The sequence below is a fragment of the Chitinophagales bacterium genome (genome assembly GCA_040877935.1).
In the GTDB taxonomy this organism is placed as follows: domain Bacteria; phylum Bacteroidota; class Bacteroidia; order Chitinophagales; family CAIOSU01; genus JBBDNB01.
Genome location: JBBDNB010000001.1, coordinates 41,406 through 66,361 on the forward strand (window position 1 = coordinate 41,406; position 24,956 = coordinate 66,361).

26 protein-coding genes are annotated in these 24,956 nt (G+C 39.4%); 8 read left to right on the forward strand and 18 right to left on the reverse strand.

The genetic code is table 11. The annotated features are described in order from the left end of the window. Positions 1-3 precede the first annotated feature (3 nt). Positions 4-426: a hypothetical protein gene (locus WD048_00170; GenBank protein ID MEX0810594.1), complete on the forward strand. Its 423-nt coding sequence runs from the start codon at positions 4-6 to the stop codon at positions 424-426. 14 nt (positions 427-440) lie between these two features. Here the strand turns inward: WD048_00170 and WD048_00175 are convergent, their stop codons facing one another. The 7 genes from WD048_00175 to WD048_00205 form a co-directional block, all read right to left on the reverse strand. Next, positions 441-1,061 (reverse strand): hypothetical protein, encoded by a 621-nt coding sequence (locus WD048_00175; protein ID MEX0810595.1) that lies wholly within the window; start codon positions 1,059-1,061, stop codon positions 441-443. A gap of 73 nt (positions 1,062-1,134) precedes the next feature. Continuing rightward, positions 1,135-3,030 carry a CocE/NonD family hydrolase gene (locus WD048_00180; GenBank protein MEX0810596.1) on the reverse strand — a complete coding sequence of 632 codons (1,896 nt, stop codon included), beginning with the start codon at positions 3,028-3,030 and terminating at the stop codon, positions 1,135-1,137. Between the two features lie 99 nt (positions 3,031-3,129). Then, entirely contained in the window at positions 3,130-3,483 is a 354-nt protein-coding gene (locus WD048_00185; GenBank protein ID MEX0810597.1) for a HepT-like ribonuclease domain-containing protein, read from the reverse strand. Next, a complete protein-coding gene (locus WD048_00190; protein ID MEX0810598.1) occupies positions 3,473-3,775 on the reverse strand; it encodes a nucleotidyltransferase domain-containing protein in 303 nt (100 codons plus the stop codon). The genes WD048_00185 and WD048_00190 overlap by 11 nt, the downstream gene beginning before the upstream one ends. 71 nt (positions 3,776-3,846) lie before the next feature. Then, positions 3,847-4,869 (reverse strand): zinc-binding dehydrogenase, encoded by a 1,023-nt coding sequence (locus WD048_00195; GenBank protein ID MEX0810599.1) that lies wholly within the window; start codon positions 4,867-4,869, stop codon positions 3,847-3,849. Continuing rightward, positions 4,866-7,322 carry a protein-disulfide reductase DsbD domain-containing protein gene (locus tag WD048_00200; protein ID MEX0810600.1) on the reverse strand — a complete coding sequence of 819 codons (2,457 nt, stop codon included), beginning with the start codon at positions 7,320-7,322 and terminating at the stop codon, positions 4,866-4,868. The genes WD048_00195 and WD048_00200 overlap by 4 nt, the downstream gene beginning before the upstream one ends. A gap of 151 nt (positions 7,323-7,473) precedes the next feature. Next, positions 7,474-7,674 carry a hypothetical protein gene (locus WD048_00205; GenBank protein ID MEX0810601.1) on the reverse strand — a complete coding sequence of 67 codons (201 nt, stop codon included), beginning with the start codon at positions 7,672-7,674 and terminating at the stop codon, positions 7,474-7,476. 69 nt (positions 7,675-7,743) lie between these two features. On the opposite strand from WD048_00205, the gene WD048_00210 reads away from it, so the two are divergent. Beyond that, complete coding sequence (locus WD048_00210) at positions 7,744-9,915, forward strand: tetratricopeptide repeat protein (GenBank protein ID MEX0810602.1); 2,172 nt, start codon at positions 7,744-7,746, stop codon at positions 9,913-9,915. A 17-nt stretch (positions 9,916-9,932) separates the two neighbouring features. Here WD048_00210 and WD048_00215 read toward each other — a convergent pair whose 3' ends face one another. After that, positions 9,933-11,075 (reverse strand): beta-ketoacyl-ACP synthase III, encoded by a 1,143-nt coding sequence (locus WD048_00215; GenBank protein MEX0810603.1) that lies wholly within the window; start codon positions 11,073-11,075, stop codon positions 9,933-9,935. Positions 11,076-11,343: 268 nt separating this feature from the next. On the opposite strand from WD048_00215, the gene WD048_00220 reads away from it, so the two are divergent. Together WD048_00220 and WD048_00225 are read left to right on the forward strand one after the other, a co-directional pair. Next, positions 11,344-13,029 carry an FAD-dependent monooxygenase gene (locus WD048_00220; GenBank protein MEX0810604.1) on the forward strand — a complete coding sequence of 562 codons (1,686 nt, stop codon included), beginning with the start codon at positions 11,344-11,346 and terminating at the stop codon, positions 13,027-13,029. Further along, positions 13,026-13,871: a DUF1702 family protein gene (locus tag WD048_00225; GenBank protein MEX0810605.1), complete on the forward strand. Its 846-nt coding sequence runs from the start codon at positions 13,026-13,028 to the stop codon at positions 13,869-13,871. Before WD048_00220 ends, WD048_00225 begins: the two co-directional genes overlap by 4 nt. Before the next feature lie 21 nt (positions 13,872-13,892). On the opposite strand, the gene WD048_00230 is transcribed toward WD048_00225, so the two are convergent. The 4 genes from WD048_00230 to WD048_00245 form a co-directional block, all read right to left on the reverse strand. Then, the gene (locus tag WD048_00230; GenBank protein ID MEX0810606.1) at positions 13,893-14,807 is read right to left on the reverse strand and encodes a hypothetical protein; all 915 of its coding nucleotides are present in this window, start codon (positions 14,805-14,807) and stop codon (positions 13,893-13,895) included. A gap of 82 nt (positions 14,808-14,889) precedes the next feature. Further along, complete coding sequence (locus tag WD048_00235) at positions 14,890-15,051, reverse strand: hypothetical protein (GenBank protein ID MEX0810607.1); 162 nt, start codon at positions 15,049-15,051, stop codon at positions 14,890-14,892. A gap of 2 nt (positions 15,052-15,053) precedes the next feature. Beyond that, positions 15,054-15,236, reverse strand: a complete 183-nt coding sequence (locus tag WD048_00240; GenBank protein ID MEX0810608.1) for a hypothetical protein — start codon at positions 15,234-15,236, stop codon at positions 15,054-15,056. Positions 15,237-15,900: 664 nt separating this feature from the next. Beyond that, positions 15,901-16,932 carry an IS1595 family transposase gene (locus WD048_00245; GenBank protein MEX0810609.1) on the reverse strand — a complete coding sequence of 344 codons (1,032 nt, stop codon included), beginning with the start codon at positions 16,930-16,932 and terminating at the stop codon, positions 15,901-15,903. 119 nt (positions 16,933-17,051) lie between these two features. On the opposite strand from WD048_00245, the gene WD048_00250 reads away from it, so the two are divergent. The 4 genes from WD048_00250 to WD048_00265 all read left to right on the forward strand — a co-directional run bounded on the left by WD048_00250 (position 17,052) and on the right by WD048_00265 (position 18,779). Then, positions 17,052-17,771, forward strand: a complete 720-nt coding sequence (locus WD048_00250) for an IS1595 family transposase (protein MEX0810610.1) — start codon at positions 17,052-17,054, stop codon at positions 17,769-17,771. After that, on the forward strand, positions 17,761-17,916 hold the full coding sequence (locus WD048_00255) for a hypothetical protein (GenBank protein MEX0810611.1): 156 nt from the start codon (positions 17,761-17,763) through the stop codon (positions 17,914-17,916). Before WD048_00250 ends, WD048_00255 begins: the two co-directional genes overlap by 11 nt. Positions 17,917-18,015: 99 nt before the next feature. Beyond that, entirely contained in the window at positions 18,016-18,180 is a 165-nt protein-coding gene (locus tag WD048_00260) for a hypothetical protein (protein MEX0810612.1), read from the forward strand. A 5-nt stretch (positions 18,181-18,185) separates the two neighbouring features. Beyond that, on the forward strand, positions 18,186-18,779 hold the full coding sequence (locus WD048_00265) for a GNAT family N-acetyltransferase (GenBank protein MEX0810613.1): 594 nt from the start codon (positions 18,186-18,188) through the stop codon (positions 18,777-18,779). A gap of 328 nt (positions 18,780-19,107) precedes the next feature. Here WD048_00265 and WD048_00270 read toward each other — a convergent pair whose 3' ends face one another. From WD048_00270 to WD048_00295, 6 genes are read right to left on the reverse strand one after another with little or no spacing between them, the layout of a single operon-like run. Continuing rightward, positions 19,108-19,992 (reverse strand): lipid A biosynthesis acyltransferase, encoded by an 885-nt coding sequence (locus WD048_00270; GenBank protein ID MEX0810614.1) that lies wholly within the window; start codon positions 19,990-19,992, stop codon positions 19,108-19,110. Between the two features lie 9 nt (positions 19,993-20,001). Then, positions 20,002-20,259, reverse strand: a complete 258-nt coding sequence (locus WD048_00275) for an acyl carrier protein (GenBank protein ID MEX0810615.1) — start codon at positions 20,257-20,259, stop codon at positions 20,002-20,004. Positions 20,260-20,268: 9 nt separating this feature from the next. Further along, the gene (locus tag WD048_00280; GenBank protein ID MEX0810616.1) at positions 20,269-21,492 is read right to left on the reverse strand and encodes a beta-ketoacyl-[acyl-carrier-protein] synthase family protein; all 1,224 of its coding nucleotides are present in this window, start codon (positions 21,490-21,492) and stop codon (positions 20,269-20,271) included. 40 nt (positions 21,493-21,532) lie between these two features. After that, the gene (gene fabG, locus WD048_00285) at positions 21,533-22,276 is read right to left on the reverse strand and encodes a 3-oxoacyl-[acyl-carrier-protein] reductase (GenBank protein MEX0810617.1); all 744 of its coding nucleotides are present in this window, start codon (positions 22,274-22,276) and stop codon (positions 21,533-21,535) included. Continuing rightward, positions 22,257-23,807, reverse strand: coding sequence for an aromatic amino acid ammonia-lyase (locus WD048_00290; GenBank protein ID MEX0810618.1), 1,551 nt, complete (start codon positions 23,805-23,807; stop codon positions 22,257-22,259). The genes fabG and WD048_00290 overlap by 20 nt, the downstream gene beginning before the upstream one ends. A gap of 37 nt (positions 23,808-23,844) precedes the next feature. Next, entirely contained in the window at positions 23,845-24,924 is a 1,080-nt protein-coding gene (locus tag WD048_00295) for a methyltransferase (protein ID MEX0810619.1), read from the reverse strand. Positions 24,925-24,956 lie beyond the last annotated feature (32 nt).

Below are 24,956 nucleotides of genomic sequence, written 5' to 3' on the forward strand. Positions count from 1 at the left end.
CACATGAAAAAGACTGGTCTGATTTTTTTAATCGTAATAATTGTTGCTGCCATAGCGGTAGGCGCTTTTTACTATTTTGGCTCATACAGCGAAGGTACTCGTGCCGGAACGGTGGTAAAGGTGAGCAAAAGAGGAACGCTTTTCAAAACCTATGAAGGTCAATTGAATATGGAGAGTTTCGGGGCTGTGGATAATAAAAAACAGCTCAATGAAATTTTTGAATTTTCCATTGACCGCAACAATGATTCTATTTACAATCTTTTACAGGAAGTTGCCCTATCGGGAGAACGGGTTAATTTGCGTTACAAGGAAATGTTCTTGGCCGTTCCATGGCGCGGAGATACCAAGTATTTTGTAAATGGTGTTGACAGATTAGACAGATCGGAAAAATCTAAAGATAAGGTGAAAGAACGTCTCTTTGATTGATGCTTAAAATTGGCTTAAGCAGAATGGCGCATTCTAAGAAATTTCTGTTCAACAGGTGAAGCTACTTCATTTCCATTGACTCTGCTGCGAAACACGGCATGCTTTTGAAAAATTTTCTGATACATACGCGCAATGGCATTGGAGTGTAAGTATTCAGGAAGATGAAAGTAATTGCCTTCGAATACCTGGGTTGATTTTTCACTTTGGGGAAGCTTGTCAACAAACAATATGTTTAGGTAAGGATACTGTCTTTGCATGACATCAATAAACAGATCCGGGTACATTATGTGTTGTTCAACATTGAGTATGATTAAATCGTATTCCCTTTGTTCAATTTCTATCAATGCCTGAGCCATATTTTCCGCTTCATATATATGCACATCAGGATAATGGTTTATAAGCACCCGTGAAGCTTTTTTAAGAAGAATGCTATCATCAATCATTATTATTACCCGGGGTTGTCGTGTGCTCTTAACGGAATGCCTTTCATTAATGTCAACCTTGTGTAAAAAAGGTTGATCCTGGGGCGTGTTGATATTTGAATTGAGTTGATTTCTCAATTTTCTCTCCCGCAATAGAATTTTCTCAAAACGATCTTCTGAAGAAATACTTAAATGGTGCTTCCTTGATTTCATAGCCTTTTTAAAATAGAATTCACATAAGGACTATACGTAAAGGCAGGCAAAAAGATACAAATGAAAAAAACTGCTATTCTACAGGTATTTGAATATGGGACCGCAAATCGTTACTTCGGTGAATTTTCCATTCTGCAATGGCTTTATGCATCACGGCAAAATGAGACTTATCCGCAGCGGCAAGTGACACAGCCAGGCGGTGACCTTTTGGAACCCGATATGAAATAGGCAGCAGATCTATCACCAGTTTTTCAGGTGAATTGATTTCCATTGGTGAAGCGTTTTCCTGCAAGTAGGTATGGCAGGGAACAGCATCTTTATATGGGCAGTCGTCAGCCGGGGAAACTTTTCTGTGTATGCCCCGAATCAACCCCTCGGTGATATAGCGCACTTTTCCATCAGGAGCTATTTCTTCAAGGTAAACATGAAAATTCCCATCGGGTTGATCTGAGCTGATCAAAAGATTTGCAATGGGATGGCCAGAAATTGTCAAATCCTCATCAAGTGGTTCAGAATGGTAGATCATCAGTTTTTCTTGCTGTTCTTTTCTGTCGGGATAAACATGCGGAGTTTTCAGCATGCCGATCATGGATTTCCAACGAGAATCATCTCCTGTGAGTGCCGTTGTGTCGGCTACATAAACATCAAATGCTTCCTCGGATTCCGGAGCTGATTCAGAAAGTTTTTGCTCCTCATTGAAATACAATTTGATTTCCTCTTTAGTTTTGGGCGGCCAGCTTTCGCTTGATTTCCATTTTTCTTCCCCTACGGTATAATAATGGATTTTGGGTTCATCGTACAATCCATTTTCCATTCCCTTTAAATGATAATCGAAGAATTTCAGAAATTCTGCTGTGTGATTGAAGCCGGCCTCTGATGGTGCATAGGGACTGCAATTGTATTTGCCACCGTGTTCCCAGGGACCCAAAGTCAATTTGTTTTCAGGATTGCTCAGGGTCAGGTGTCTTTTGATGCAGGAGTGCTGATAATCACCGTCCATCCAGCCACTGTAGGAATACACAGCAGCACCTGAAGCATCCACTTTATCTGCATAGTGGTGCGGACTGAAAACATCAGAACTGGAAACTACTCCACTTGTTGGGGCCTGATCGCGATATTCTACGCCTTCTGAAGTTTCACTGACCTGCAGGTTTTCCTTGTGGTCTTCAAGCGCATTTCTAAAAGTTTTGCGCTTGTTGTCAGTTTTAACCCTTGCCACTCCCTTTACCAGCAATTTTGCTATAAAACCACCTCTTGGCAATTTGCTCTGGTCTAATTTGGCATTGAAAGCGCCCCAATTTTTCACAAAAAATTCATGGAAAATACCTCCCGGAAAAGCAATGTCCTCATACACATCAAAGAGGGAATACAGCAAAATTACAGCTTCCACTGCCGGATGCTGGTTAATGGTCAAAAACTCGGCTGTAGTACCACTATAAGAAGCGCCAATAGCCCCTACTTTTCCGCTTGACCATTCCTGCTCAATGATCCAATCTACTATTTCCGCTCCGTCTTTGATCTCATCCATTGTCCAGGGATAAGCACGGTTTCCAAAAGATGCGCCCGAACCACGCGAGTCAACATTGACAACTGCATAACCCTGGGCTACAATGTCCTTGATGATTTTTCCCTGTCGCCCGATCAGGCCTTTGGTAAACATACTGAAGGGCCACCTAAGTTGTGGTCTACGCCAGTAGCGTGTTTGGTGCATAATGGCCGGTATCTTCTTATCAGCTTCCAGTTTTTTTGGCAAATAAAGGTCAACAGCAATTTTCACACTGTCACGCATGGTGATGTAATAAGTGTGGTAATCAATTCCCTTGTATTCAGCCTTATGTTCATAGGGGTAGGGAGTCAAAGTGCCTGAGGCAGTGTCGGTGGCTGTGGCTTTTTTGCCGGGAACAGCATTTGCAATAAAAAATTGGAATAGTAATACTAATGCCAAAAGGCTGGAATAGTTGGGGTTCATTGATTGGTTTTTTTTGACTTTCTACCTTGAAAAATATTTCAGTAACCTAATGTGTTTTAGGAAAGGGCAAATATTATAAGGCAAACATTCGAAATTAATTTATTTATCATTGTTTGAATCGAGCAATATAGACACTTCTTCCTTTAGCTTAGACAGATCATTAATTACAATACTCCAAACCAGATTGTCAGAAATTTTGTCATAACCGTGTATTATCCTGTTGCGGGTTCCAACAATTTTACGGGCATTTTTCAGATTGAAATTTTTGTCTTTCTTTAATATTCTATTGGTTGCCTCGCCTATGATTTCTATATTTCTTTCTATTGCTCTTTTGGTTTTGATATCAGACAGATACTCTTCAAATTTTCTGGGTCTATTTTCATAATAGCTTTCAATCTCTTTAATAGACTGAAATATATCATAAAGCCAGGTTTTGATCTCATTATCCACCATAGATAAGTCGTTTTGATGCGTCAATAGATTCTCGCAGGTATGGGTTTTTAATAGCCTTATTTTCCAAAAGGTCAACCTGTCTTTTCAGCAACTTTTCAAGTGCATCTTTTAAATCAAAATAGTTGTCGGCATAGTCATACAAGTCTATATTTGAAAAATCCACTAAAAAATCCACATCACTGGATTTTTTGAATTTTTCAGTCAACACTGAGCCAAAGACAAACATCTTATCTACTTTATGTTTCTTACATAAGACCCTTATCTTATCTATATTTTTATCAATAACACTCATTGAAGAGCTGAAATTTTTAAACTTAAAGACTCATTCACTGATTCAAAATTAGCAAAAAAACAGTTATGCTTTCAATCCTCCCAATGCACCACAAGTTTCCCAATAGATTGTCTTGACTCGAGATATTCATGGGCTTTGGCCAATTCACTGGCCTTAAATTCTCCACCAACAGTTGGATTCAGCTCTCCCTTTTGGGAAAGTTCTACCACTTGTTGCATACAATGTTGCAACAACTCAGGTTTGTCGTCACCTATATGAAGCATATTCACACCGATCAAAGAAATAGAGCGCATCAGCAAAACAATGGGCGACCACAGGCCAAATCCGGCAGCAACTTTTAATTTGTGTAGCGGACTTTTTGAATCGGTCATGCTACTGCCACCATACATGATCATGCTTCCTCCTGAGTTGAGTAAATTGACTCCCTTGCGAACGGATATACCTCCAACCGGATCAAACACAGCATCCAGTTTTCCCGCCCAGCCCTCTTTTTTCAGAACCTTTTCAAAATCCTGGTTTCGATAATCGATACACAGGTCAACACCCTGCTGTTTAAGATATTCATGCTTGTGGGGACTGGCAGTACCGGCAATGATACAGCCTCTTCTTTTGGCCAATTGTACCAGGGCTGTACCCACTCCTCCGGCAGCTGCATGGATTAAAATCCGATCGCCTTTGTGTAATTTTTTGCATTCCTCAAAAGCATACCAGGCCGTGCTATACTGTGTGGCCAAAGCGACTGCTTTTCCTGTGGGCAAATCCTCATTAATGGGCACAACAGCAATTTCAGGCGACAGGATATGACTGGCATAGGCACCAAATCGGGTAAAAGTAAGTACCCTGTCACCGGGCTTCACTGTTGTTACATTTTTTCCAACTGCTTCAACATGCCCCACGGCTTCATAACCAATGACAGTTGGCAGTGGTGGGCAATCGCGATATAAACCCAAACGCGCCATCACATCGGCATAATTCAGCCCAAAGGCTTCGGTTTTTATCAGTACCTGCTCATCTTCCGGAGCAGGTAAATTGTAATCGCGCAGTTCAAATGCGCTGTCTGCTTTGCCATTTTTTACAAGATAAAAGGCTTTCATGGTGTTGGATTTTGAAATGCGTTCAAACCACAATTCAAGAATGCAGCATATTCCGATGCATCGGGCATATAACCCACAGGCGTATTAAGCAACTGCTCATCTGGGCTGAGCAAAGCATAATAGGGTTGTGAATTGTTGTTGAAATTAAGCGTCTGGAAATAGCTCCATTTGTTGCCTATGGTTTTGAGTTGTCGCTGCCGGTTTTTTTGCTGCACATAAATTTGCTCTTCTTCAGGCAGTTCCGTCCGGTCATCCACATAAAGCGAAATCAATACAAATTCTTCACTTAAAATTTTATATACTGCCGGATCTACCCATACATTTTCCTCCATTCTGCGGCAATTCACACAGGCCCAACCTGTGAAATCGAGCATTACGGGTTTATTTTCAGCGCGTGCTACAGCCATGCCTTCTTCATAATCTTTGTAGCAGGGTAGGTTCAATGGACATTGTGATTCCTGCTCATAAAGACTATAAAACATAGGTGGTGGAAATCCGCTGAGCAATTGTAAATTGGCATATTTGGTATTGGTCAAACCGGGAATTAAATAAAGTACAAAAGCCACGGTAATCGCACCAAGCGCTACTCTGCCCATACTTAGTTTTTTAATGGGGCTGTCGTGCGGAAATTTCAATTTGCCAAAAAGATACAAAGCCATTAATACGCCAATAACAATCCAAATACCAAAGAAAATTTCTCTTTTGAGAATGCCCCAATGTGAAACCAAATCAGCATTTGAAAGAAATTTCACAGCCAGCCCCAGCTCTAAAAATCCCAGCACAACTTTTACGGAATTTAACCAGCCACCACTTTTGGGCAAGGTATTCAACCAGCCGGGAAATGCAGCAAACAAAGCAAATGGCAAAGCCAAAGCCAGTCCGAATCCGCCCATTCCGGCAGACAATTGCATGGCACCTCCATCAGAGGACAATGCCCCTGCCAGCAAGGATCCCAAAATAGGGCCGGTGCAGGAAAATGAAACCAATGCGAGGGTAACGGCCATAAAGAATATCCCAACGATTCCGCCCACATCAGAAGCGGAATCCATTTTATTGGTCAATGCGCTGGGCAAAGTAAGTTCGTAATAGCCGAAAAATGACCCAGCAAAAAAGATAAAAATCAGGAAGAAGGCTACATTCAAATACACATTGGTCGATATTTCATTTAAAATATCGGGATTGATGGAATCGAGAAAATGAAAGGGCAGGCTTAGGATCAAATAAATGCCAAAAATGAAAAATCCGTAAATGGTGGCATTGACAATACCCTTTTTTTTGTCTTCGCTACCCTTGGTAAAAAAACTGACCGTAAGCGGAATCATGGGAAAAACACACGGGGTCAGCAGTGCTACTAAACCGCCCAGAAATCCGAGAAAAAACAGATTGAGCAGGCCTTTTTTTTTATCCTGATCTTTGGGATCTACCTCTCCTTCTATGCCACATTGTTTAGCAGGATTGTCTAAATCCAATCCTTCAATGCGCAATGCAGCAGCATCTGACAACAGTGATGCGTCAATTTCATTGCCAATATCATCGCCCAGTGCAGTGTAATTTTTTGCAGGAATGGCCTCGAAATCTATGGATTGGGGTGGAAGACAGCGGGTATCATCGCAGGTCATATATTCCAAAAACCCGCTGATTTTTTCATCGGCATTGCTGACTTTTATTTTTTGGGTGAATTCAGCAGATTTTCCAAATTTCAAAAGCTCCATTTGAAAAATCTCATCAAAGCCCTTTTTACTTTCTGGAGAAAGCTCTGTGGTATTTTCAATCAAGCTAAAATGAGCAGCCGTATCAAAATTAAAAGAAGTTGGAACAGGCCCACCTTCATCTATAAACTGTGAGTACAAATACCAATTTTCATCCATTTCGGCCCGGAAAATCAATTCGTATATTTCAGGTTGTCCCGTTTTTTTGAGCTCAATATTCCACTTTACCGGTTCCAGGAAACCACTTTCATTGCCCTCTTCCGATGCTCCCGATTTGCTTTTGCTCAGGTCAAATTCAAAACCAACAAGCTGTGGTGGCAAGCAGCGGGTGTCATCACAGGTCATGTATTCCAGTTCACCGCTGATTTTCTTTGCTTTTTTGCCCACAACTACTTTTTGGGAAAAGCGGGCAGTTTTGCCAAATTTTTTCAGGTCAATGCCAAATATTTCGTCAAAGCCTTCTTTTTCAATTTCCCCACTTTCGCTGGCCTTGCCGATCAATTGCACATGCTTGTTTTCAGAAAAACTAAAAGTAGTCGGGACCGGTCCTTCATCGCTAATGAATTGCCCATAAACATACCAGCCCTCGTCCAATTTTACGTCAAAATGAAGCAGAAAGGTATCGGCTGATATTTGCTCCGTTTCAAAACTCCATTTAGCAGGTTCTAAAACTTGTGCTGAAGCAGCAGAGAAGCAGAAAATCATTAACAACCCAATAAGGGTATAATGCGCAAATTTTCTCATTACAATATTATTTTGAGTCGAAATTAGCGAAAAGCAAAGTAATAATCTGTTAATCGCTGTTAACCCGAATTTCTGAGCGTATGTTTGAGCAAAAAAAAGAATGGGAATAATGAATTTTGATCGATAGTATATTGTCTTAATTGAATAAATCTCACATCCACTTATAATATCTCGCTCCTTTTAGCACTTCATTTTCAGGGCTTAAAATACTGTGCTTCAGTTCTTTTTTGTGTAATCCCTCGTATGTATCAAAGTCTAAAGCAGCGCTTTGTTCTAATACAGCAAACAATTCAACAGGTTCAATTACTGATTTCCAATCCTTTTCAACAGCAACTTCAAATACTAAAGCCAAAAACAGCTTGTTTGTAGCGAAAAATAAAAGGATTTTATATTTTGTGCCCTGTAAGTATTAACTAAAATCATGGGTAAAAAGCATTCCAAAAAGAAAGCTTCAAATAAAAAAGCAGAAAGCAACGCTGAGGAAAAGCTGAATTCTGGAGTTGACAAAGCAAAGAAAAGTGGGTTTTTAACGCCATTCAGGCAGCAGGCAATGTTTCTGTTTATTGTCAGTTTTCTGCTTTTTGCCAATACCATTCCCCACGAATATGCTGTAGATGATACGCTTGTAATTACTAAAAACAAGTTGACCCAGCAGGGTTTTGATGGTATAGGAAAAATCATGACCACCGATGCCTTTTACGGTTTTTTTGGAGAAGGCTATAAACTTGTTGCCGGAGGGCGTTATCGACCACTTTCTATTGTGACTTTTGCTATTGAAAAAGAGTTTTTTGGCAACAACCCGCACATCAGCCACTTTATCAATGTTTTACTATATAGCTTGACAGTAGTTTTACTCTTTTATTTGCTCAGCCTTTTATTTAAACCTAAAATTCAAAACATAAAGGAACTCAACATTCCATTTCTGGCTGCATTGCTTTTTGCCGCACATCCAATCCACACAGAGGTAGTGGCCAATATAAAGGGTAGGGATGAGATCATGGGACTACTTGGGGCGCTTGGTATGCTTACATTGGTTTGGAAATATGTTCAAAGCCAAAAAATTCATTTTCTAATTGCAGGCATTCTGGTTTATGTTTTGGCTTTATTGTCAAAAGAAAATGCCATTACCTTCCTTGCTGTTGTTCCCCTTACTTTGTTTTTCTTTTCAAAAGCTAAAATAAAAGATTACCTGATTACAGGCCTTCCGCTCTTGATTGCAGCAGGTGTTTATGTGTATTTGCGGCAGGAATTCAGTGGAGTATCACTCGGAAAAGAGAGCAGTGAAATCTTAAACAATCCGTTTGTAAATGCTACCCTTGCAGAACGCCTGGCTACGGTATCCTATACTTTTGGCCAGTATTTTAAACTGCTCATTATCCCACATCCGCTCACGCATGATTATTATTACAACCAGGTTCCGATACTCGATTGGAGCAGTCCCAAAGCTATTATTTCCTTATTAATTACATTGGCTGTATTGCTTTATGGATTGGTCAAAATCAAATCAAAAAGCCTGTTTTCATTTAGTATTCTTTATTTTTTCATTACCATTTCTGTAGTCTCAAATGTATTGTTCTCAGTAGGTATAGCTATGAACGAACGCTTTGTTTATATCCCTTCAGTAGGTTTTTGTCTGCTGCTTGCAGGCTTAATCAGCGGAATAGGGCATTATGCTGTAAATCGCAGTTTTAAAATCCAGACAGTAGAAAATTCAAAAGCTTATAAAGTGTCGGGGCTAATTGTATTGCTCATACTTGTAGGGTATTCAGCCAAAACCATTACAAGAAATATGGACTGGAAAAATGATTTCACGCTCTTTGCTGCTGATTATAAAAATTCCCCAAACAGTGCTAAAATTAAAAATGCCTATGGTGGAGAACTAGCTACCCAGGCAGAAAAAATAAAAGGCACAGCAAAGGAAAAAGAATATTTACGCAAAGCAGAAAAAGTGTTGACAGAAGCATTGGAAATTTACCCCAATTATATGAATGCCCATTTGATACTTGGGAATGTGAAGTATAAGCTACATGATGACAAAGAAACTGCCATAAAGCTTTATCAACGTACCATACAAATGCGCCCAGATTATTACGAAGGCAATTTTAACCTGGCATGTGTACTATTGGAAGACGATAAACCCGAAAAAGCGATTCCATATTTTAAAACGGCTGTAAAATCAAAGCCTGATAAAATGGAAGCCTGGTACAATCTGGCCGAATCATATTACAAGCTCAATAATGGTGACAGTGCAGTTTATTACTACAAAAAAGCGTTGCAATTGGCTCCTCAACATGCTCTGATTCATTATAAAATCGGGGTAACTTATGGCAAGGTAATGAATCAATTGGATGAATCAATTAAGTGGTTGAACAGAGCAATTGAATTGAAACCTGAAAACACAACTTACTATGAAGATTTAGGCGTGGCCTATGGTTTTAAACAAGAATATCAAAAAGCCATTTCAGTTTTCGAAAAAGGATTGAAAATCAACCCTGAAAACAAGCAGCTGCTGCGCAATTTAGGAGTTACTTATCAGCAGTTGGGACAGGAAAAAAAGGCCACTGAATATTTTCAAAGGGCAGGGCTTCAATAATTTTGATCAAGCTTCTATTAGTGCTTCTCAGCAGTGAGTAAAGCGTAGGAATAGGAAAAGCGCGCGCTTTCCGGCACCATCAATAAAATACGGTCACCTGCTTTAATTTTATCTTCTCTGAGCAATTCTTCCAACATCAGGTATATAGATGCAGAACCAACATTGCCCACTCGGGTGAGATTGGTAAACCATTTTTCTTCGGGAATACAAACGTCATAATCTTTCATACTTTGAACCGCTTTGTCCCAAAAGAACATAGAGGACAAATGGGGTAAAAAGAAATCAATATCATTTACATTGAAATTGCGTTTATAGCAAATCTCTTTTAGAAATTTAGCCCCTAAATCCGTAATGTTTTTCCCCAGCAATTTCACATCCTGTTTCATAGCAAACACAGAATGATCCAGCCATTCCTGCGCATTCATAAATTTCCAGCTTTTCAGGGAAGTATCTTTTTCCTTTGTGGAAGCAGCATACATACATGTTTCAAACTCATGTGCATAGGAAGTGCCCTCAATCCATTCTATTTTCAAATTCAGTCCTTTGGCAGGTTTAGATTGTAGGAGTGCAGCACCTGCACCATCTGAAAGCATCCAGCGCAAGAAATCTTTATCAAAAGCGATTATGGGCAATTGGTCGAGCTTGTTGAGCTTTCCGGTCTCTTCTTCAAAATTTTTCGCCAACATCATAGGAGAGATCAATTCCGACCCACAGCAAACCGCATTATCGGATTGTTCGCTCAAAACAGACATGTAACCGTATTTCATAGCATGCATTCCTGAACAGCAAGCCCCTGAGGGAGAAAATAATTCTATGGGAGCAGACCCTAATTCGCCATGCACCATAGAGGTATGTGAGGGCAAGGATTGATCGGGAGCAGATGTGCCACATGCAAGGACTTCTATATCCTTTAAGTCAAAATCTTTACTTTGAAGTTGGCGGATGGCTTCTGCTGTGAGTTGTGCATTGTTGTGGGAAAAATTACCTTCTTTATCAACAACATAATGCCTTGTTTTTATTCCATTGTTTCTGAGAATAATCCTGCGCGCACGCGATGCCTTACCATCTATCTTGCCTAGATGATCTTCTATTTCGTCATTTCCAACCGGTGAATTGGGTAGAAATTTGGATATTTTAGTTATGAATACCTGCTTTGTCAAACTGCACTTTTTTTCGGAAAACTTTGCAAAGATAGAACTTGAAGCTCAAACTTTAAATTTATTGTAACAATGCGAGTAATTTGCATAGGTAATAAATAAAAAAGGAATGCTTGATGCCTCTAAGCTAAAGTTTTAAAACAATTTTTTCTTACAACATTAAGCTACAACAAATGTTTTAATCTACTTCGATAAGGCTATTTATATGAAGTGCTATTTCTTATGGGATGCGTATTTTTGTTTAAATTTCCATACCTAAAAATAAAATTTAATGAACAAGGACTACGATGTTGTGATTTTGGGCGGTGGCTTGGCAGGACTTACACTTTCGCTTCAATTGAAGCAATCCAAACCCGATATTTCAATTTTAGTATTGGAAAAACGCAAAGCCAATGCCGCCAATGCTGCGCATAAAGTTGGAGAGTCAACTGTAGAGCTGGGAACCTATTATCTGAGAGAAGTACTGGATTTGAAAGATTACATGGACAAATTCCAATTGCCCAAGCACGGCCTGCGTTTTTTCTTTTCCCCCAAACACAAAGAGAACATTGAAGAACGTGTAGAATTGGGTCCAAGGGAGTTTCTGCCTGTTCCCAGTCACCAGATAGACCGCGGTGTTTTTGAAAATGACCTGGTGGATATTTCTCGCGAAAACGGCAATGAAGTGTTTTTAAACGCAAGGGTTAAAACAGTTGATTTTGGGGATACTTCACATGAAGTAAGTTTTTCGCACAATGGAGCGGATGAAAAAATAACTTGCCGTTGGGTGGTGGATGCAACAGGGCGCAATGCTTTTCTCAAAAGAAAACTGAATTTCACCCAGGATATAAGCCATGATGTTAATGCTGTGTGGTTTCGGCTCAATACGAAAATTGATATTGAAGATTGGTCAGATGACAAAGAATGGCTGGGCAAAGTAAAACCCGGTTTGCGCTATCTCAGTACGGTACATTTAATGGACAAAGGCTACTGGGTATGGATAATTCCCCTGGTTACAGGATGCACCAGCATTGGTATTGTAGCTGATCCTGCCTTTCATCCTTTTGATAAGATCAGCCGCTTTGACAAAGCAATGGAGTGGTTGGCTGAGCATGAACCTCAATGTCACAAAATGCTCGAAGTCCACAAGGATAAATTGCTTGATTTTAAATTTCTGAAACACTATGCACATGGTTGCGGACAGGTCTATTCTGAAAATCGCTGGGGTGTAACCGGTGAGGCTGGCTTTTTTCTCGACCCGCTTTATTCGCCTGGAACGGATTTTATTGCCATTAACAATTCCTGGTTGAATGATCTGATCATTCGCGATTTAAGCGGTGAAAGCATTGGCCTCCATGTAAAAGTTTATGAAGAAACCCATCGTTCTTTGTTTCAAAACTGGCTGCCATTATATACCCATCAATATGCACTGATGGGGCATACACAGGTCATGGTGATAAAAATATTCTGGGACTGGGCTATTTACTGGTCAGTAACAGCATTGATATTTTCCAATAAAGGCTTTACAAATATTGGTTTGTTGAAAAAACTTGCTTCAAAACCGGGTACCGTACTTCGCAGGTTTGAAGAACTGAATACACGCATGCAAAAGCTTTTCCAGGATTGGATACCTTATGATACAGCAGACATTACGCATAAATATATCGACCCTTTTGACATTGAATATTTAAAAGCATTTCACAAGGATATAGAAACGCAATATGATACCAGGGCACTGCTCGGAAAGCTTGAACACAATATGACAACACTTGAAAAAATAGCAAGTGAAGTGTTTCGCCTGGTGAGCGCACAGGTACATGGTACTTCCCGGGATTTGAAACTCGACCCCTATACTTTTTCGCTGGAAAACAACGAACAATTGGAAAGCATCAACAGTGTGTTTCATGAGCCCGATCCTGAAATTGCTGCCGATGTGGCAACCATGTGGTTTTATGAAAAATCTACTTTGCGTGTATGAGTTCGGCTGCCAAGAATATTGCGCAAAATATAGAAAATGTAATTGCTGCTTTTCACAAGGGCAGGGAATTGTCCCGGGAAATAAAAGAGCACGATTTTTTAAACCAGTCGGATAAAAAATTTATTTCAGTGGCTTTTGAAGGTGCTTCTTCAGGCATTGCAAAAAAGGCCTTAGAAAATGAAAACCCTGATTTAAATAATTGGTTAACTTATGCAGAAAAAGCAGGGGACATGCATGCTTCTCAAATATATGTGGGCATGGGTTGGGCCATAGCTGAAAAAGGATTGGACATCAATGTTTTTTTGGGGAAATTCAGCCCCCTGATGCAAGGCAGGGTATTGGATGGTTTTGGTTATTATCATGGATTGTTAAGGCGTAGAAGGTTTATAAAAGGCCTTGCACTTCCCGATTCTATTAGCGCAGAACAATTGCTGGCTTTTGACCAGGGAATAGGCAGAAGCCTTTGGTACACGGCTAAAGGTGATCTTGATCTGCTGATAAAAATGCAGCAAAACTTTCCTGAAGAGAGGCAGAAAGCCATTTGGCGGGGCATTGGCCTGGCCGCAGCTTATGTAGGTGGCTTGGATAAAAACTTATCGGAAAAACTTTTGAAAATTGCTGGCAAATATAAAATTCAACTGGCTACTGGAGCAGTGCTGGCGGCCAATTCAAGAAAGGCTTCAAAAACCACAACTACCGATACTGAACTTACATGTGAAATTTGGGCGGCTGTTTCGATAGATGAGGCAGTTGAAATATGTAAAAAGACCGAACAGGATCAAGTTGGCTATATTCAGTGGTTGGAAAAATTGGAAGCATTACTTATATCCACTGGGTTATGAACCAGAACAACCAAACGTGATTTATAGCTTATTTTGTTTGTGATAGGCTATTTCCTTTTCAATTTCTTTGCGTTTGATCAGACTTACCAAATAGGTCATAATAGTGGTAATAGGCGATAAAACAAAGGCGCCTACCGGAATACTGTAGGAAAGCATTTTCACTCGTGTTTTGCGGGCAGGATCTTTGTATCCGCCTTTTTTGGCAATAAAATCAGCGTATTTTTTGAAAAGTTTAGTGGCTCTTTTTTCTAAAACCAAAAGATTGGGTTGAATTTCGGTTGCGCCAAGTGCATTAAGTTCTTTTTGTAAATCTTCTTCCCTGGTTTTTTCCTCAAGATAACTCAGAATGCTATTGCCAAAACGCTGGCTGTTAATAATATCTTGCTGTGCAATGCCAGCCGGTGGAAAAAACAGAAAAGCATCTTTCTTTCCATAAAACATCCAGCGAATGACGGTAACAATACTGGTCAGGTTTTTGGCCCGGTCCACCAGGGCAATGTTCCCAATTAACCTGGCATTCAAGTCCTTCAAAAAGCCTTTGACCTTTTGCTGGCAAAGTACCCACATATTCCTTGCGCCAATAAGTGTCACTACTTTTTTGCCATCAAATAGTTTTTTGGCATGTGCACTTTTTAAAAATGAATTGATGGGAATTGATGGGTTCATGTACCAAACGGTATAAGCCAAAACGATTAAATCATAATCGGTGGCGGTATTTTCCAAAGGCTCTAATTCAAAGGGGGTATTGTAAACCGTTTCGGGAAAAACACCAAAAAATTCTTGTGCTGTCCAGGGAAAGGGGAATTTTTCCCTGGTTTGAATATTGAGGTAATCTACCTGTATATTTTCGGCATTGAGCAAAGGTTTAACACAATGCTCTGCCAGTTCTTTCAATTGCCCGGTTTGGGAATAATAAATGACCAGTACTTTTTTCATTCGATTGTTTGTTGGCAGTGGATTATATGTTCAGTATAAAAAGTAGGTGCATTCTGTCTTTTCATAGCCATTAATTTAGCCCTTACTGTTTTAATATTCTTCTGAATTCAGCAGTATCAATTACTCTTACTTTTGGAAAATCAATATTTTGCTTTTTAACAAGGCTTTTGAAAACAAAGTGGAGTTTAGATTTTTCAGAGATGCTTACCAATAAAACATTGGTGTCGAGAATTACTTTCATCAAACTTAATCCTTTGATTTTCTCATTTTTGTATTGAGTATTTTATCGACATATTTATCAGTAAAACCTTTTTTATCCCAGGCTTTATTGGCAAAATATCTTGCAATAACATCTTTGAAATTTTTTAGCTCTTCTTCATCCAAATCAAAAGAAAAGGCTTTTAAAATCTCCAATTGGACATTGAACATTGGATAGTGGTTGATTTATTTTATTCATTTCTTTTTATTTTGGGACTGATATACTTGTGTAACCAATAAAAATTATAAGATATGAAAGAAGTAGAAAAAATACTTGAAATACTACAAGGTAAATCTCAAAGAGAGGTAAATGAGGTTCTTGAAGATTTAGATAGAGAGCTTAAAGCTGCTCTAAAAGTTTCTTGATGTCATCATATGAATCCTTAACAACTAATCTTGTTTTTTCTGGTTTCATACATTCAATATTTAACTGTCCATTATTTTCATATAATTTGTGGATAGTGTCAGTATTTAATATGATCGATATAGTATCGTCTGGCCTATTGCTTAATATCTGTTTCAATTCAATAAATTTTCCCATTGCTGTTTGTTTTGGTTTAGATACAAATATCTGAAAATAAACCATGTAAACAAACCGAAAAAACTTTATAAAAAGTTTGGTTAATAAAGAATATTTTCTTAAATTTATACTATAATAATTGAACGAAAAGGAAACAATATGTGTAGTGTAAAGGAAATTAGAGATTTTGACAGCTTCTATGAACTCATTGAATACTTTAATACAGAAGATAAATGTGTTGCCTATCTTGCTAAACTAAGATGGAACGGAGTACCTACATGTGTACATTGCGGACATGATACTTGCTACGAACGGCTAAGTTCTAATTAACACAGCATTTTGTTTGTAGAGCAGGAAAAGGTTGTAGGCCATGTCCGATGCCAGTATGGTACAGAACCATTGCTTGAGCTGGTTTAGGGTATCGTTCATCTTCCCGCCATAAGCGTACCAGTTCAGGTAGTTCTGCAGGTATTTGCTGCTGACACCGTTGAACCTCGAAAGAAAGTCCCTTAACTGTTTGTGCGCATTGTTTACCCTCTGCACATGGACGCTCCTGTCAGACGGGTTCACGTGATCCTTGGAGTTCACGGTCTTGTGCGTAATCCCCGCACGTGTACCAGCGAATTTTTTAAAGGAAGGGTGCTCATCAGTTATCAGCGTGGACTTCAGGCTCAGTTTTTTGCCGATTGCCTTCCTGATCTGTTTGGCGGTCAGCCTTTTGCTCTCCACCGCCCTGAGGAACTTGTTCCCGTCCCTGTCCACTGCCGCCACTACTTGCACCGTGGTCACGTTGTGCTTCCCGCCATCGTTCCTTTTGAAGTCCGTGCCCCTCTTCCTCGGCTCCCTGTCCAGGTTCCTGTCGCCCTTTTTGCTCAGCGAGAGCTCCATCTCATCACACTCAACAGTGCCTCCTAGCTTACAAGGCTCCTGGGATCCCAGCGTGCTCAGTATCTTATGCCGCCAATCAAAACTGGTCTGGATGCTTATCCCTACTTCCTCGGCAGTTTTCTTGATGCCCGTCCCGCGCTGCATACACTCAAGATAGTGCTGCCATTTTTCCTTCTTCTTGATGTCCCATAAGGGAGTGCCGGTTGTCTGGCTGTACCATTTGTCGCATTCCCTGCACTGGTACATCTGTACGCCCTTCTGCTTCCCGCGCTTGTAAACCTTTTGGCTCTTGCAGTGCGGGCAGGGCTTGCGGTGCGATGATTCACCTACTTCCGCTTCGAGCTCTTCCAGTACTGGGCTTGATGCCTCCCTGATCATAAGTAGCTCCGACAGGATCGATTCCTGCTGAGAGGGGCTTAGGCCCCTGAACTGCTCCATTAGCTGTTTGTAGTCTTTCATCCTGCTAATCTAACACTTTTGCTGTTCTTTTTAGAACTAAGCCCTACGAACTTAATACAACCAAAAGAGGCAAAAGATGTAAATCTTGTAAGAAACAGTTTAGCGTTAGAGTTGGTACAATATTCGAGGACAGCAAACTACCTTTAAGAAAATGGTTTATTGCTATCTACTTAATCACAGCACACAAAAAAGGCATTAGCTCACATCAATTGTCAAGAGACTTAAAGATCACTCAAAAAACAGCTTGGTTTGTATTACAACGTGTAAGACATGCTTTTGCACCTGGGAATGATAAATTCTCAAATGATGTTGAAATAGATGAAACCTATATTGGTGGAAAAGAAAGCAACAAACACGCTAATAAAAGAACCAAAGGCACACAAGGCAGATCGTCTAAGACCAAAACACCTGTCTTGGGAATCATTGAAAGGGACGGTAAAGTTTATGCAGTTCCGGTTATAAACACGCGCAAAAAGCATATTTTGCCTATTGTAGAGGATAAAGTTGAAAAAGGCGGCAATATCTATACTGATGAATTTAATGCTTACAAATCATTAAAGGGTGATTATAGCCATAGATTTGTAAAACATTCAGCAGGAGAATACGTAAACGGAAGTGTCCACACCAATAACATTGAAAGCTTTTGGGCGTTGTTGAAAAGAGGTTTAGTAGGAATTTATCACAATGTTTCAGACAAACACTTGGATAAGTACGTAAATGAGTTTACATTTCGTTTCAATAACAAGGATTTGTCAGAAGGTTCAAGATTTGATGTCCTACTGGCTAATACCAACGGCAAAAGATTAGATTATAAAACTTTGAAAGGAAATGTCAGATAAGGATAAAAAGAAGATAGCGGAGCTTAAAAAGAAGCATAGGGACATAAATGTCCCTGACAAAGACATTAAGAACGACAAGTCTTTTAAGAAGTCTTTAGAAAATGTTTTAAATAAGGATAATCAAAAGAAAAACACTTTAAACTAAGTATAGCGTTTAAGATGCTAAGAACTAAAAGAATTTTATTTTGGTTATTAACTTGTAATAATTTTAGTAGATTTGCTTTAACCGAATAAAAAAGAAACAATGGCAATTGCAATCAAAAGTATACCAACCTTAAAAGATAAAGTAGCAAAAGACTTTGTTAAAAATGCTAATGAAGCCACTAGAAATAGAGCTTCAATCGATTTTAGCAAACAAATTCAAACTGCTCGATCTATCTTAGACAAAGCCAAGATTAAGCAGTCTTAATCATTGTGGCTTTTCTTGAGGATAATTGCACCTTTTCTGTATTATCAGAAGATCTACTTTCATCTTGTAATCAATTTGATTGTGGTCATGGTGATTTGAACGATTTTTTTTCCAATGACTCACACAATTATAACAAGGAGTTACTTGGAAAAACATATTGTTTTCAGTTAAACAAGGATCCCAAAGAAATAGTCTGTGCTTTTACAATTTCAAATGATAGTATCAAGACTACTTTTCTGCCAAATAGTAGAAAAAAGAAAGTTAATAAAGAGATCCCAAGGGTAAAACACAACAGAAGCTACCCGGCAGTACTGATTGGTCGTTTGGGAGTTAGTGAAAAATATCACGGAAAAGGTATCGGTCGAGAACTCATGGATTTTATCAAATCTTGGTTTATTGATTCTGAGAATAAAACTGGATGTAGGTTTGTAGTAGTAGATTCATATAATGAAACAGTTCCCATATCCTATTATTCAAGAAATGGATTCAAGTTTCTTTTTTCTACTGAGGAACAAGAAAAGAAGTTTATGGATTTGCCTCCTAATTATGATTTAAAAACCCGACTAATGATATTTGATCTGATTGTATTATCTTCTTAGGTTACACAAGTATATCAGTCCCTTTATTTTTAAATAAGTATACTGCTGTCAATGACATATTTATTTACCAGAAACAATTTTGTCAATTGAAGTTGATAATTTTTTCGGGATATCTTTCTGAGGCTTTACTATATGGTTTTTCGCAATCTGTAAAAAAGAAACAGGATGCTTCCTTTTACTTTTTTTTGAAGTAAAGTCTATTGACCATTTATCAGTTTTTTTTTGCATTGTTAACCGGAGTTTTTACTTACCTCTAAACTACATTCAGATCAGTGTTTTTGTTCCAATTCAGTATAAAAACAACAATTTATCTACAAAAACTAAAGACTTATTGCTCTTTATCAGCATTATTGTTCCAAAAATCATAATAATTAAACCATTGCAAAGGGTACTGGCTGATTTTATGCTCCAATAAAGCGATATACTCTTCAAGCAGCTCTTCCGGTTTTCCTTCATGTACTTTTCCTGGGGTAGCTGTAAAATGATAGTGATAACTCGATTCTTTCATGGCATAAACCAGGGAATAAGGAAATTTGTATTTGGTGGCCAATGCAAAGGGCCCCAGTGGAAATTCTGCTTCCTTGCCAAGAAAATTCTTTTTAGCGGATTTTCCACCTTCTACAAACCTATCGCCATGAAAACAGATCAGTTCTTTGTTTCTTATGGCATTGTTGATTTCAAACAAATGGGAAAGATCGTTTTCCCGGACAACTATGACTTTGAAATTTTTATCGGTCATTACTTCGTCCAGCATTTGTTTTATTTGTTCGTGCTCATTGTCATACATCACAATATTAAAAGGGCAATTGAGCCGGTTGAGGAAGTTTCCTGCAATTTCCCAGTTGCCGAGATGCGCAGATATTAATATGCCACCGGTGCTGTTGGCCATTTCTACAAGATGGTGCTCACCGTCAAAGTGATAGCTGAATTTGTCTTTCATTCCGGCCATAATGGCCACTTTGTCTAAAAGTGTTTGGCCAAAAACATAGTAATTGGAATACAAAGCCCTTAAGCTTTTCCATTTTGAAAAACCAAGTCTTTGTCGGAAGTAGTATTTGATGTGCTTGTTGGGCGTACCGCCAAAAAAGAAAAAATACAAGGCTACAAATCGCAGAATAAAATAGGCAGGTGCTAATCCGAGATTTTTAATTGTCCAGATAAAAATTCGATAGCCAAGTTGGTTTCCTCTGCTTTGCCCTTTCCATTTTGCCATTCAAGGGGATTATACTTCTAATTTATTCTCCAGGCGATTGTGTATGTAGTTGTAAAAATCCTGAAAAGTGAGAATTTCCTTGAAATCTTCACCCTTTACTTTAAAGCCAAAATTATTTTCAATCACTACTACCAGATCTACATAATCAAGGCTATCAAGATCTAAAGTCTCCTTCAGATCCTTTTCAGGCGCAATTTCACTTTCTTCTACTTCGAATTCTTCGACAAGAAAATGATTGGTTTTTTTAACAATTGAATCGTAGTTCATAGGGCAAAATTACAAAATAAATTTTTTCACAATAATCGATGAATTTGTTCCTCCAAATCCAAAAGAATTTGAGAGAAAAGTATTGATGTTCTGCTCTACTGTTTTATCTGCAATGCGCAATTTTTCAGAATCTTCATCGGGATGCTCAAAATTGATGTTGGGTGCTATAAATCCTTTTTCCATCATAATCAGCGAATAGATAATTTCACTGGCTCCGGCCATCCAACACTCATGCCCGGTCATTGATTTAGTAGAACTCACCCAAGGTTTTGAGCTGCCAAAAACACGGTCGATGGCTTTGGCTTCGTTGCTGTCACCGGCAGGTGTAGAAGTGGCGTGTGCATTGATGTATTCTATTTCACCGGCTTTCATTCCAGCTTGTTTCAGGCACATTTCCAGCGAATCTTGCGGGCCTTCAATATTGGGGTTGGAAATATGTTCACCATTTGATGAAAAACCATATCCTACAACTTCTCCCAGTATTTTCGCACCTCTTTTTTGTGCAGATTCAAGGCTTTCGAGAATCAGTGTAGCACCTCCGCCACTTGGCACCAATCCGTCCCTGTCCTTATCAAAAGGACGGGAAGCTTTGTGCGGATCATTTTCCCGCAAAGAAAAAACACTCAGTGCATCAAAACTCCCAAAACAGTATTTATTGACTTCCTGTGCACCTCCGCAAACTACCATTTCCTGCAATCCGCTTTTTATGAGGAAGTAGCCCATTCCAATGGAATGAGAGCCGCTGGCACAAGCCGCACTTATTGTGAAATTGATCCCCTTGAGCTTAAAAATGGTCGATAAATTCATCGTTACGGTAGAATTCATGGCCTGGAAAATATTTCCAGAACCCAATAGGGTTGTGTCTTTTTTCTCGCGAATAACATCTGTACCTTCTACTACTGCACGCGCAGAACTGTCATTTCCATAAATAATACCTGCTTTTTTCTCCAGCAATAGTTCTTCATCCACACCGGCATTTTCAAGTGCTTCAACAGTAGCCAGGTAGGCGTATTCTACTTCTTCGGCCATTCCTACTCTTTGCCTGCGCGATACCAGCCCTTTTAAATTGGGCTGTTCTACATGTCCGGTAAGTGCAGAGCGAAAACCATAATCTTTTCGTTCTTGCTCAAAAACAATTCCCGATTTCCCCTTGTACAAAGAGTTGCTGACCTCATCGACATTTTTGCCGATGCAGGAGTAAATTCCTGTGCCTGTTATAACTACTCTTTTCATTTTTATAAGTCTGCAAATCTAAAGGAACAGCACCTGTAAATCAAGTGTATATTCCGCCATTCACATGAATAACTTCTCCGGTAATATATGCTGATTCAGAACTGGCCAAGAAGTTTACTATAGCTGCTACTTCTTCCGGTTTTCCAAACCTTCTAAGTGGAATAAGATTTTTAAAGTTCTCTTCCGGTATATCTTCTGTCATATCTGTTTCAATAAATCCGGGGGCTACTGCATTCACTGTAATTTTTCTTCTGCCCATTTCCTGTGCCAGCGATTTTGTAGCGGCTATTACACCCGCTTTTGCTGCTGAATAATTGGTTTGTCCGGGCATTCCTTTTACTCCTGAAAGCGATACGATATTGATGATTCTGCCATAGCGATTGGAGATCATACCTTTTATTACACTGCGGGTTACGTGAAAAAAACTATTGAGGTTGGTACTGATCACATCATTCCATTCCTCATCTTTCATCAGCATCATCAGGTTGTCCTTTCTGATTCCTGCATTATTCACCAATACTTCTATATTTCCTTCCGGATGGTCTTTTTTCCAGGCATCCATAGCTGTTTCTATGGCTTTTGGATCGGAGACATCAAAAGGCATTTTTTCGGCCTTTCCCCCGGCTGCTTTTATTTCTTCTACAGTTGCATCAGCGGCAGCTTCATTGGAGCGGTAATTGACCAAAATGGTATAATCCATCTTTGCAATTTTCAAAGCAATGGCTTTTCCAATTCCCCTGGAAGCCCCTGTTATTAATGCGTATTTATTGTCCATTGTCTTCATTGATCAGTGCATTGTTTTTAATCAGCTCAGTCACTTTGTGAATGGCATTGTAGGCAGGCCGGTCTTCTTTGATTGGCTCCAGTTCATTGCGGATAAGCTCGTGTAATTTTTTTCCGCAGGAGGATAGTTTGTCCTTGTTTTTTAAATAATCTATGGCCTGGCAAATGGCAATAGTTTCAATGGCCAATATTTCAAATGAATTGTCAATCACTTTTCTCGCCATCAAAGCAGAATTGGTGCCCATGCTTACAATATCCTGGTTGTCATTATTATTAGGGATGCTGTGCACATACATTGGGTTCGACAGCATTTGATTTTCTGCAGTAGTGGAGGTTGCCGTAAACTGCATGCCTTGCAACCCAAAATTGAAACCGAGTTCTCCCAGGTTTATAAATGGTGGCAATTTTTCATTGAGTTTATTATTGAGCAAATAGTTGAGTTGTCTTTCTGCCAGCATACTCAATTTTGTAATGGCTATTTTCAGTTTGTCCATTTCGAAGGAAACATAATCGCCATGGAAATTACCTCCGTGAAATACGTTTTTATTAGCCACATCAATTATCGGGTTGTCATTGGCAGAATTGACTTCCTCCAATAATATTCTTTCCGACCTTTTTAAAGTATCGAGCACCGGCCCCAGAATTTGAGGCACGCAGCGCAGTGAATAGTATTCCTGCACTTTTTCTTTAAATACCTTAGTGACTTTATCTCCACTGTACAAGGATTCTGAACGTTGCTTTATGCTTTTGCTGTCGGCAAGCACATGGCGCATTGTTGCGGCTATCTTTTGCTGTCCTTTGTGTTTTTTAGCACCATTCAATTCCTTTGACAGGTGATCGTCATAGGAGCCCATTACCTCATTGATAACTGAAGATAGTGCTGTACTCCAGTTGAGCAGGCGCTGTGCTTTCAGGATATTGTTCAGGCCAATCCCCGTCATAGCTGCTGTTCCATTCATAATGGCCAGGCCTTCACGGATTTTTATTTCGGCAAACTGAATTTTATCAGCATTCTTTGATTGAGAAACAGGTATAGTTCTACACTGTTCTATAATTTCACCTTCGCCAATCATTGTAAGCGCAAGGTGCGCCAATTGCACTAAATCTCCACTGGCGCCCACGCCTCCATGAGAGGGGATATAGGGAATGGTATCAGTATTCAGGAAATCTTTTAGGGAATTCACCGTACTTTCATGTACTCCTGAATATCCGAGCAATAAGGTGTTTAGCCTGCAAAGCATTGTAGCACGTACATCTTCTGCAATTAATGGCGCCCCCGCTCCTGATGCATGGCTTCTGATAAGATTTAACTGTAGCTGCTTGCCTTTTTCATCTTCAACCCTGTACTGAGCCATTGGCCCGAACCCCGTATTTATGCCATAGATTACTTTATCTTTTGCAAATTCTGAAAGAAAATCAAAACTCTTATTTACAAAAGCTAAAGCGTTAGCATCTATTTGAAATGCTTGCTTGCCCTGTACAATTTCAGAAAATATATTCAGATCGAGATTTTCTCTTTTAAAACTTATCATTAAGTGCTTTGAACAATTAAAATATATTATTGTTGAATCAGGCCAATTTACAACGAAATAAGGTATGCCCAAGTCCTACTTCATCGGTGTCCTGATCTACTACCAAACCTGCGCGATGCACTTGTTTGATCATGTCTTTTGAATGGTACATTCTGCTATTTCCGTTGGCCATTGCAGTGAAATACAATGAAGTGGCATTCAGGCTATAAGTTGCTGCTTCAAAACGCTGACGGTCCCAGTAAGTTTCCATAATATAGAGTTTTGTACCGGAATCCATAGCTTCTCTTGCCCGGTTTAATATACTAAGTATCTGCTCCTCGGAAAAACAATCCAGGAATTGGCTCATCCAAATGGCATCGGCTCCTTCAGGGAATTTTTGATTTTCATCCAGCAGGTTAATTTCATAGCCTTTTATTCTGTTTTCAAATCCGTTTTCTTTAGCTGTCTTTTCTGCATCTCGCAATTGTCCGGGCAGATCGAGAATAGTGACTTCCACATCGGGATCGTATTTCACACATTCCAGGGCCCAGCGTCCGGTATTTCCACCTACATCAAATAGTTTGGCAGGTTTTTCAGAAAATACAATTTCTAAGGCTTTAGGAAAAGCATTGTCAGAATAAAAATGATCAAAAGCAAACCAGCTTTCGCGGACTTTTTCTGGAAGTTCAGAAAGAGCGTCATAGATTGTTTCCCATTCTCCAAAAACTTTCAGGCCGGAAGGTTTCTGTTTGTCAATAGCTTCACCCAGATAAAACAAGCCCTGATAACAGACATCGTGAATAAAGTCCATGTTGACATTCGACATTTTATCATTGAGGATAAAATAGCCGGTTTTCATTAGCACGTAGCGCTCTTCTTCAATGTAATCCACTAACATTAAGCTAGCTGCCATATCAAGCAGCACTTTTACTCCATAAAGAGAAACACCTGATTTTTCATGAATCTCTCGGGCACTTATTCCTTCCTTGCCAGCATCTGAGATCAATTTGAGTATCCCTTTATCTCGAAGCACTCGAGCGCATTGAAATGCTACTGGAGCAAAGGAAAGTTTTTGCGCTTCGAATTTGGCGTCAAGAGCAGAAATGTCCTTGCGCGGAGCTATTGTTTTTTGACTCATGTGGTAAATATGCTAAGCTTATTAATGTTTAC

Excerpts from the sequence above, each read along its gene's own strand:
- WD048_00170 (MEX0810594.1), top strand. The coding sequence starts at position 4 with ATGAAAAAGACTGGTCTGATTTTTTTAATCGTAATAATTGTTGCTGCC.
- WD048_00175 (MEX0810595.1), bottom strand. The coding sequence starts at position 1,061 with ATGAAATCAAGGAAGCACCATTTAAGTATTTCTTCAGAAGATCGTTTT.
- WD048_00180 (MEX0810596.1), bottom strand. The coding sequence starts at position 3,030 with ATGAACCCCAACTATTCCAGCCTTTTGGCATTAGTATTACTATTCCAA.
- WD048_00185 (MEX0810597.1), bottom strand. The coding sequence starts at position 3,483 with ATGGTGGATAATGAGATCAAAACCTGGCTTTATGATATATTTCAGTCT.
- WD048_00190 (MEX0810598.1), bottom strand. The coding sequence starts at position 3,775 with ATGAGTGTTATTGATAAAAATATAGATAAGATAAGGGTCTTATGTAAG.
- WD048_00195 (MEX0810599.1), bottom strand. The coding sequence starts at position 4,869 with ATGAAAGCCTTTTATCTTGTAAAAAATGGCAAAGCAGACAGCGCATTT.
- WD048_00200 (MEX0810600.1), bottom strand. The coding sequence starts at position 7,322 with ATGAGAAAATTTGCGCATTATACCCTTATTGGGTTGTTAATGATTTTC.
- WD048_00210 (MEX0810602.1), top strand. The coding sequence starts at position 7,744 with ATGGGTAAAAAGCATTCCAAAAAGAAAGCTTCAAATAAAAAAGCAGAA.
- WD048_00220 (MEX0810604.1), top strand. The coding sequence starts at position 11,344 with ATGAACAAGGACTACGATGTTGTGATTTTGGGCGGTGGCTTGGCAGGA.
- WD048_00225 (MEX0810605.1), top strand. The coding sequence starts at position 13,026 with ATGAGTTCGGCTGCCAAGAATATTGCGCAAAATATAGAAAATGTAATT.
- WD048_00230 (MEX0810606.1), bottom strand. The coding sequence starts at position 14,807 with ATGAAAAAAGTACTGGTCATTTATTATTCCCAAACCGGGCAATTGAAA.
- WD048_00240 (MEX0810608.1), bottom strand. The coding sequence starts at position 15,236 with ATGTTCAATGTCCAATTGGAGATTTTAAAAGCCTTTTCTTTTGATTTG.
- WD048_00245 (MEX0810609.1), bottom strand. The coding sequence starts at position 16,932 with ATGAAAGACTACAAACAGCTAATGGAGCAGTTCAGGGGCCTAAGCCCC.
- WD048_00255 (MEX0810611.1), top strand. The coding sequence starts at position 17,761 with ATGTCAGATAAGGATAAAAAGAAGATAGCGGAGCTTAAAAAGAAGCAT.
- WD048_00260 (MEX0810612.1), top strand. The coding sequence starts at position 18,016 with ATGGCAATTGCAATCAAAAGTATACCAACCTTAAAAGATAAAGTAGCA.
- WD048_00270 (MEX0810614.1), bottom strand. The coding sequence starts at position 19,992 with ATGGCAAAATGGAAAGGGCAAAGCAGAGGAAACCAACTTGGCTATCGA.
- WD048_00275 (MEX0810615.1), bottom strand. The coding sequence starts at position 20,259 with ATGAACTACGATTCAATTGTTAAAAAAACCAATCATTTTCTTGTCGAA.
- WD048_00280 (MEX0810616.1), bottom strand. The coding sequence starts at position 21,492 with ATGAAAAGAGTAGTTATAACAGGCACAGGAATTTACTCCTGCATCGGC.
- fabG (MEX0810617.1), bottom strand. The coding sequence starts at position 22,276 with ATGAAGACAATGGACAATAAATACGCATTAATAACAGGGGCTTCCAGG.
- WD048_00290 (MEX0810618.1), bottom strand. The coding sequence starts at position 23,807 with ATGATAAGTTTTAAAAGAGAAAATCTCGATCTGAATATATTTTCTGAA.
- WD048_00295 (MEX0810619.1), bottom strand. The coding sequence starts at position 24,924 with ATGAGTCAAAAAACAATAGCTCCGCGCAAGGACATTTCTGCTCTTGAC.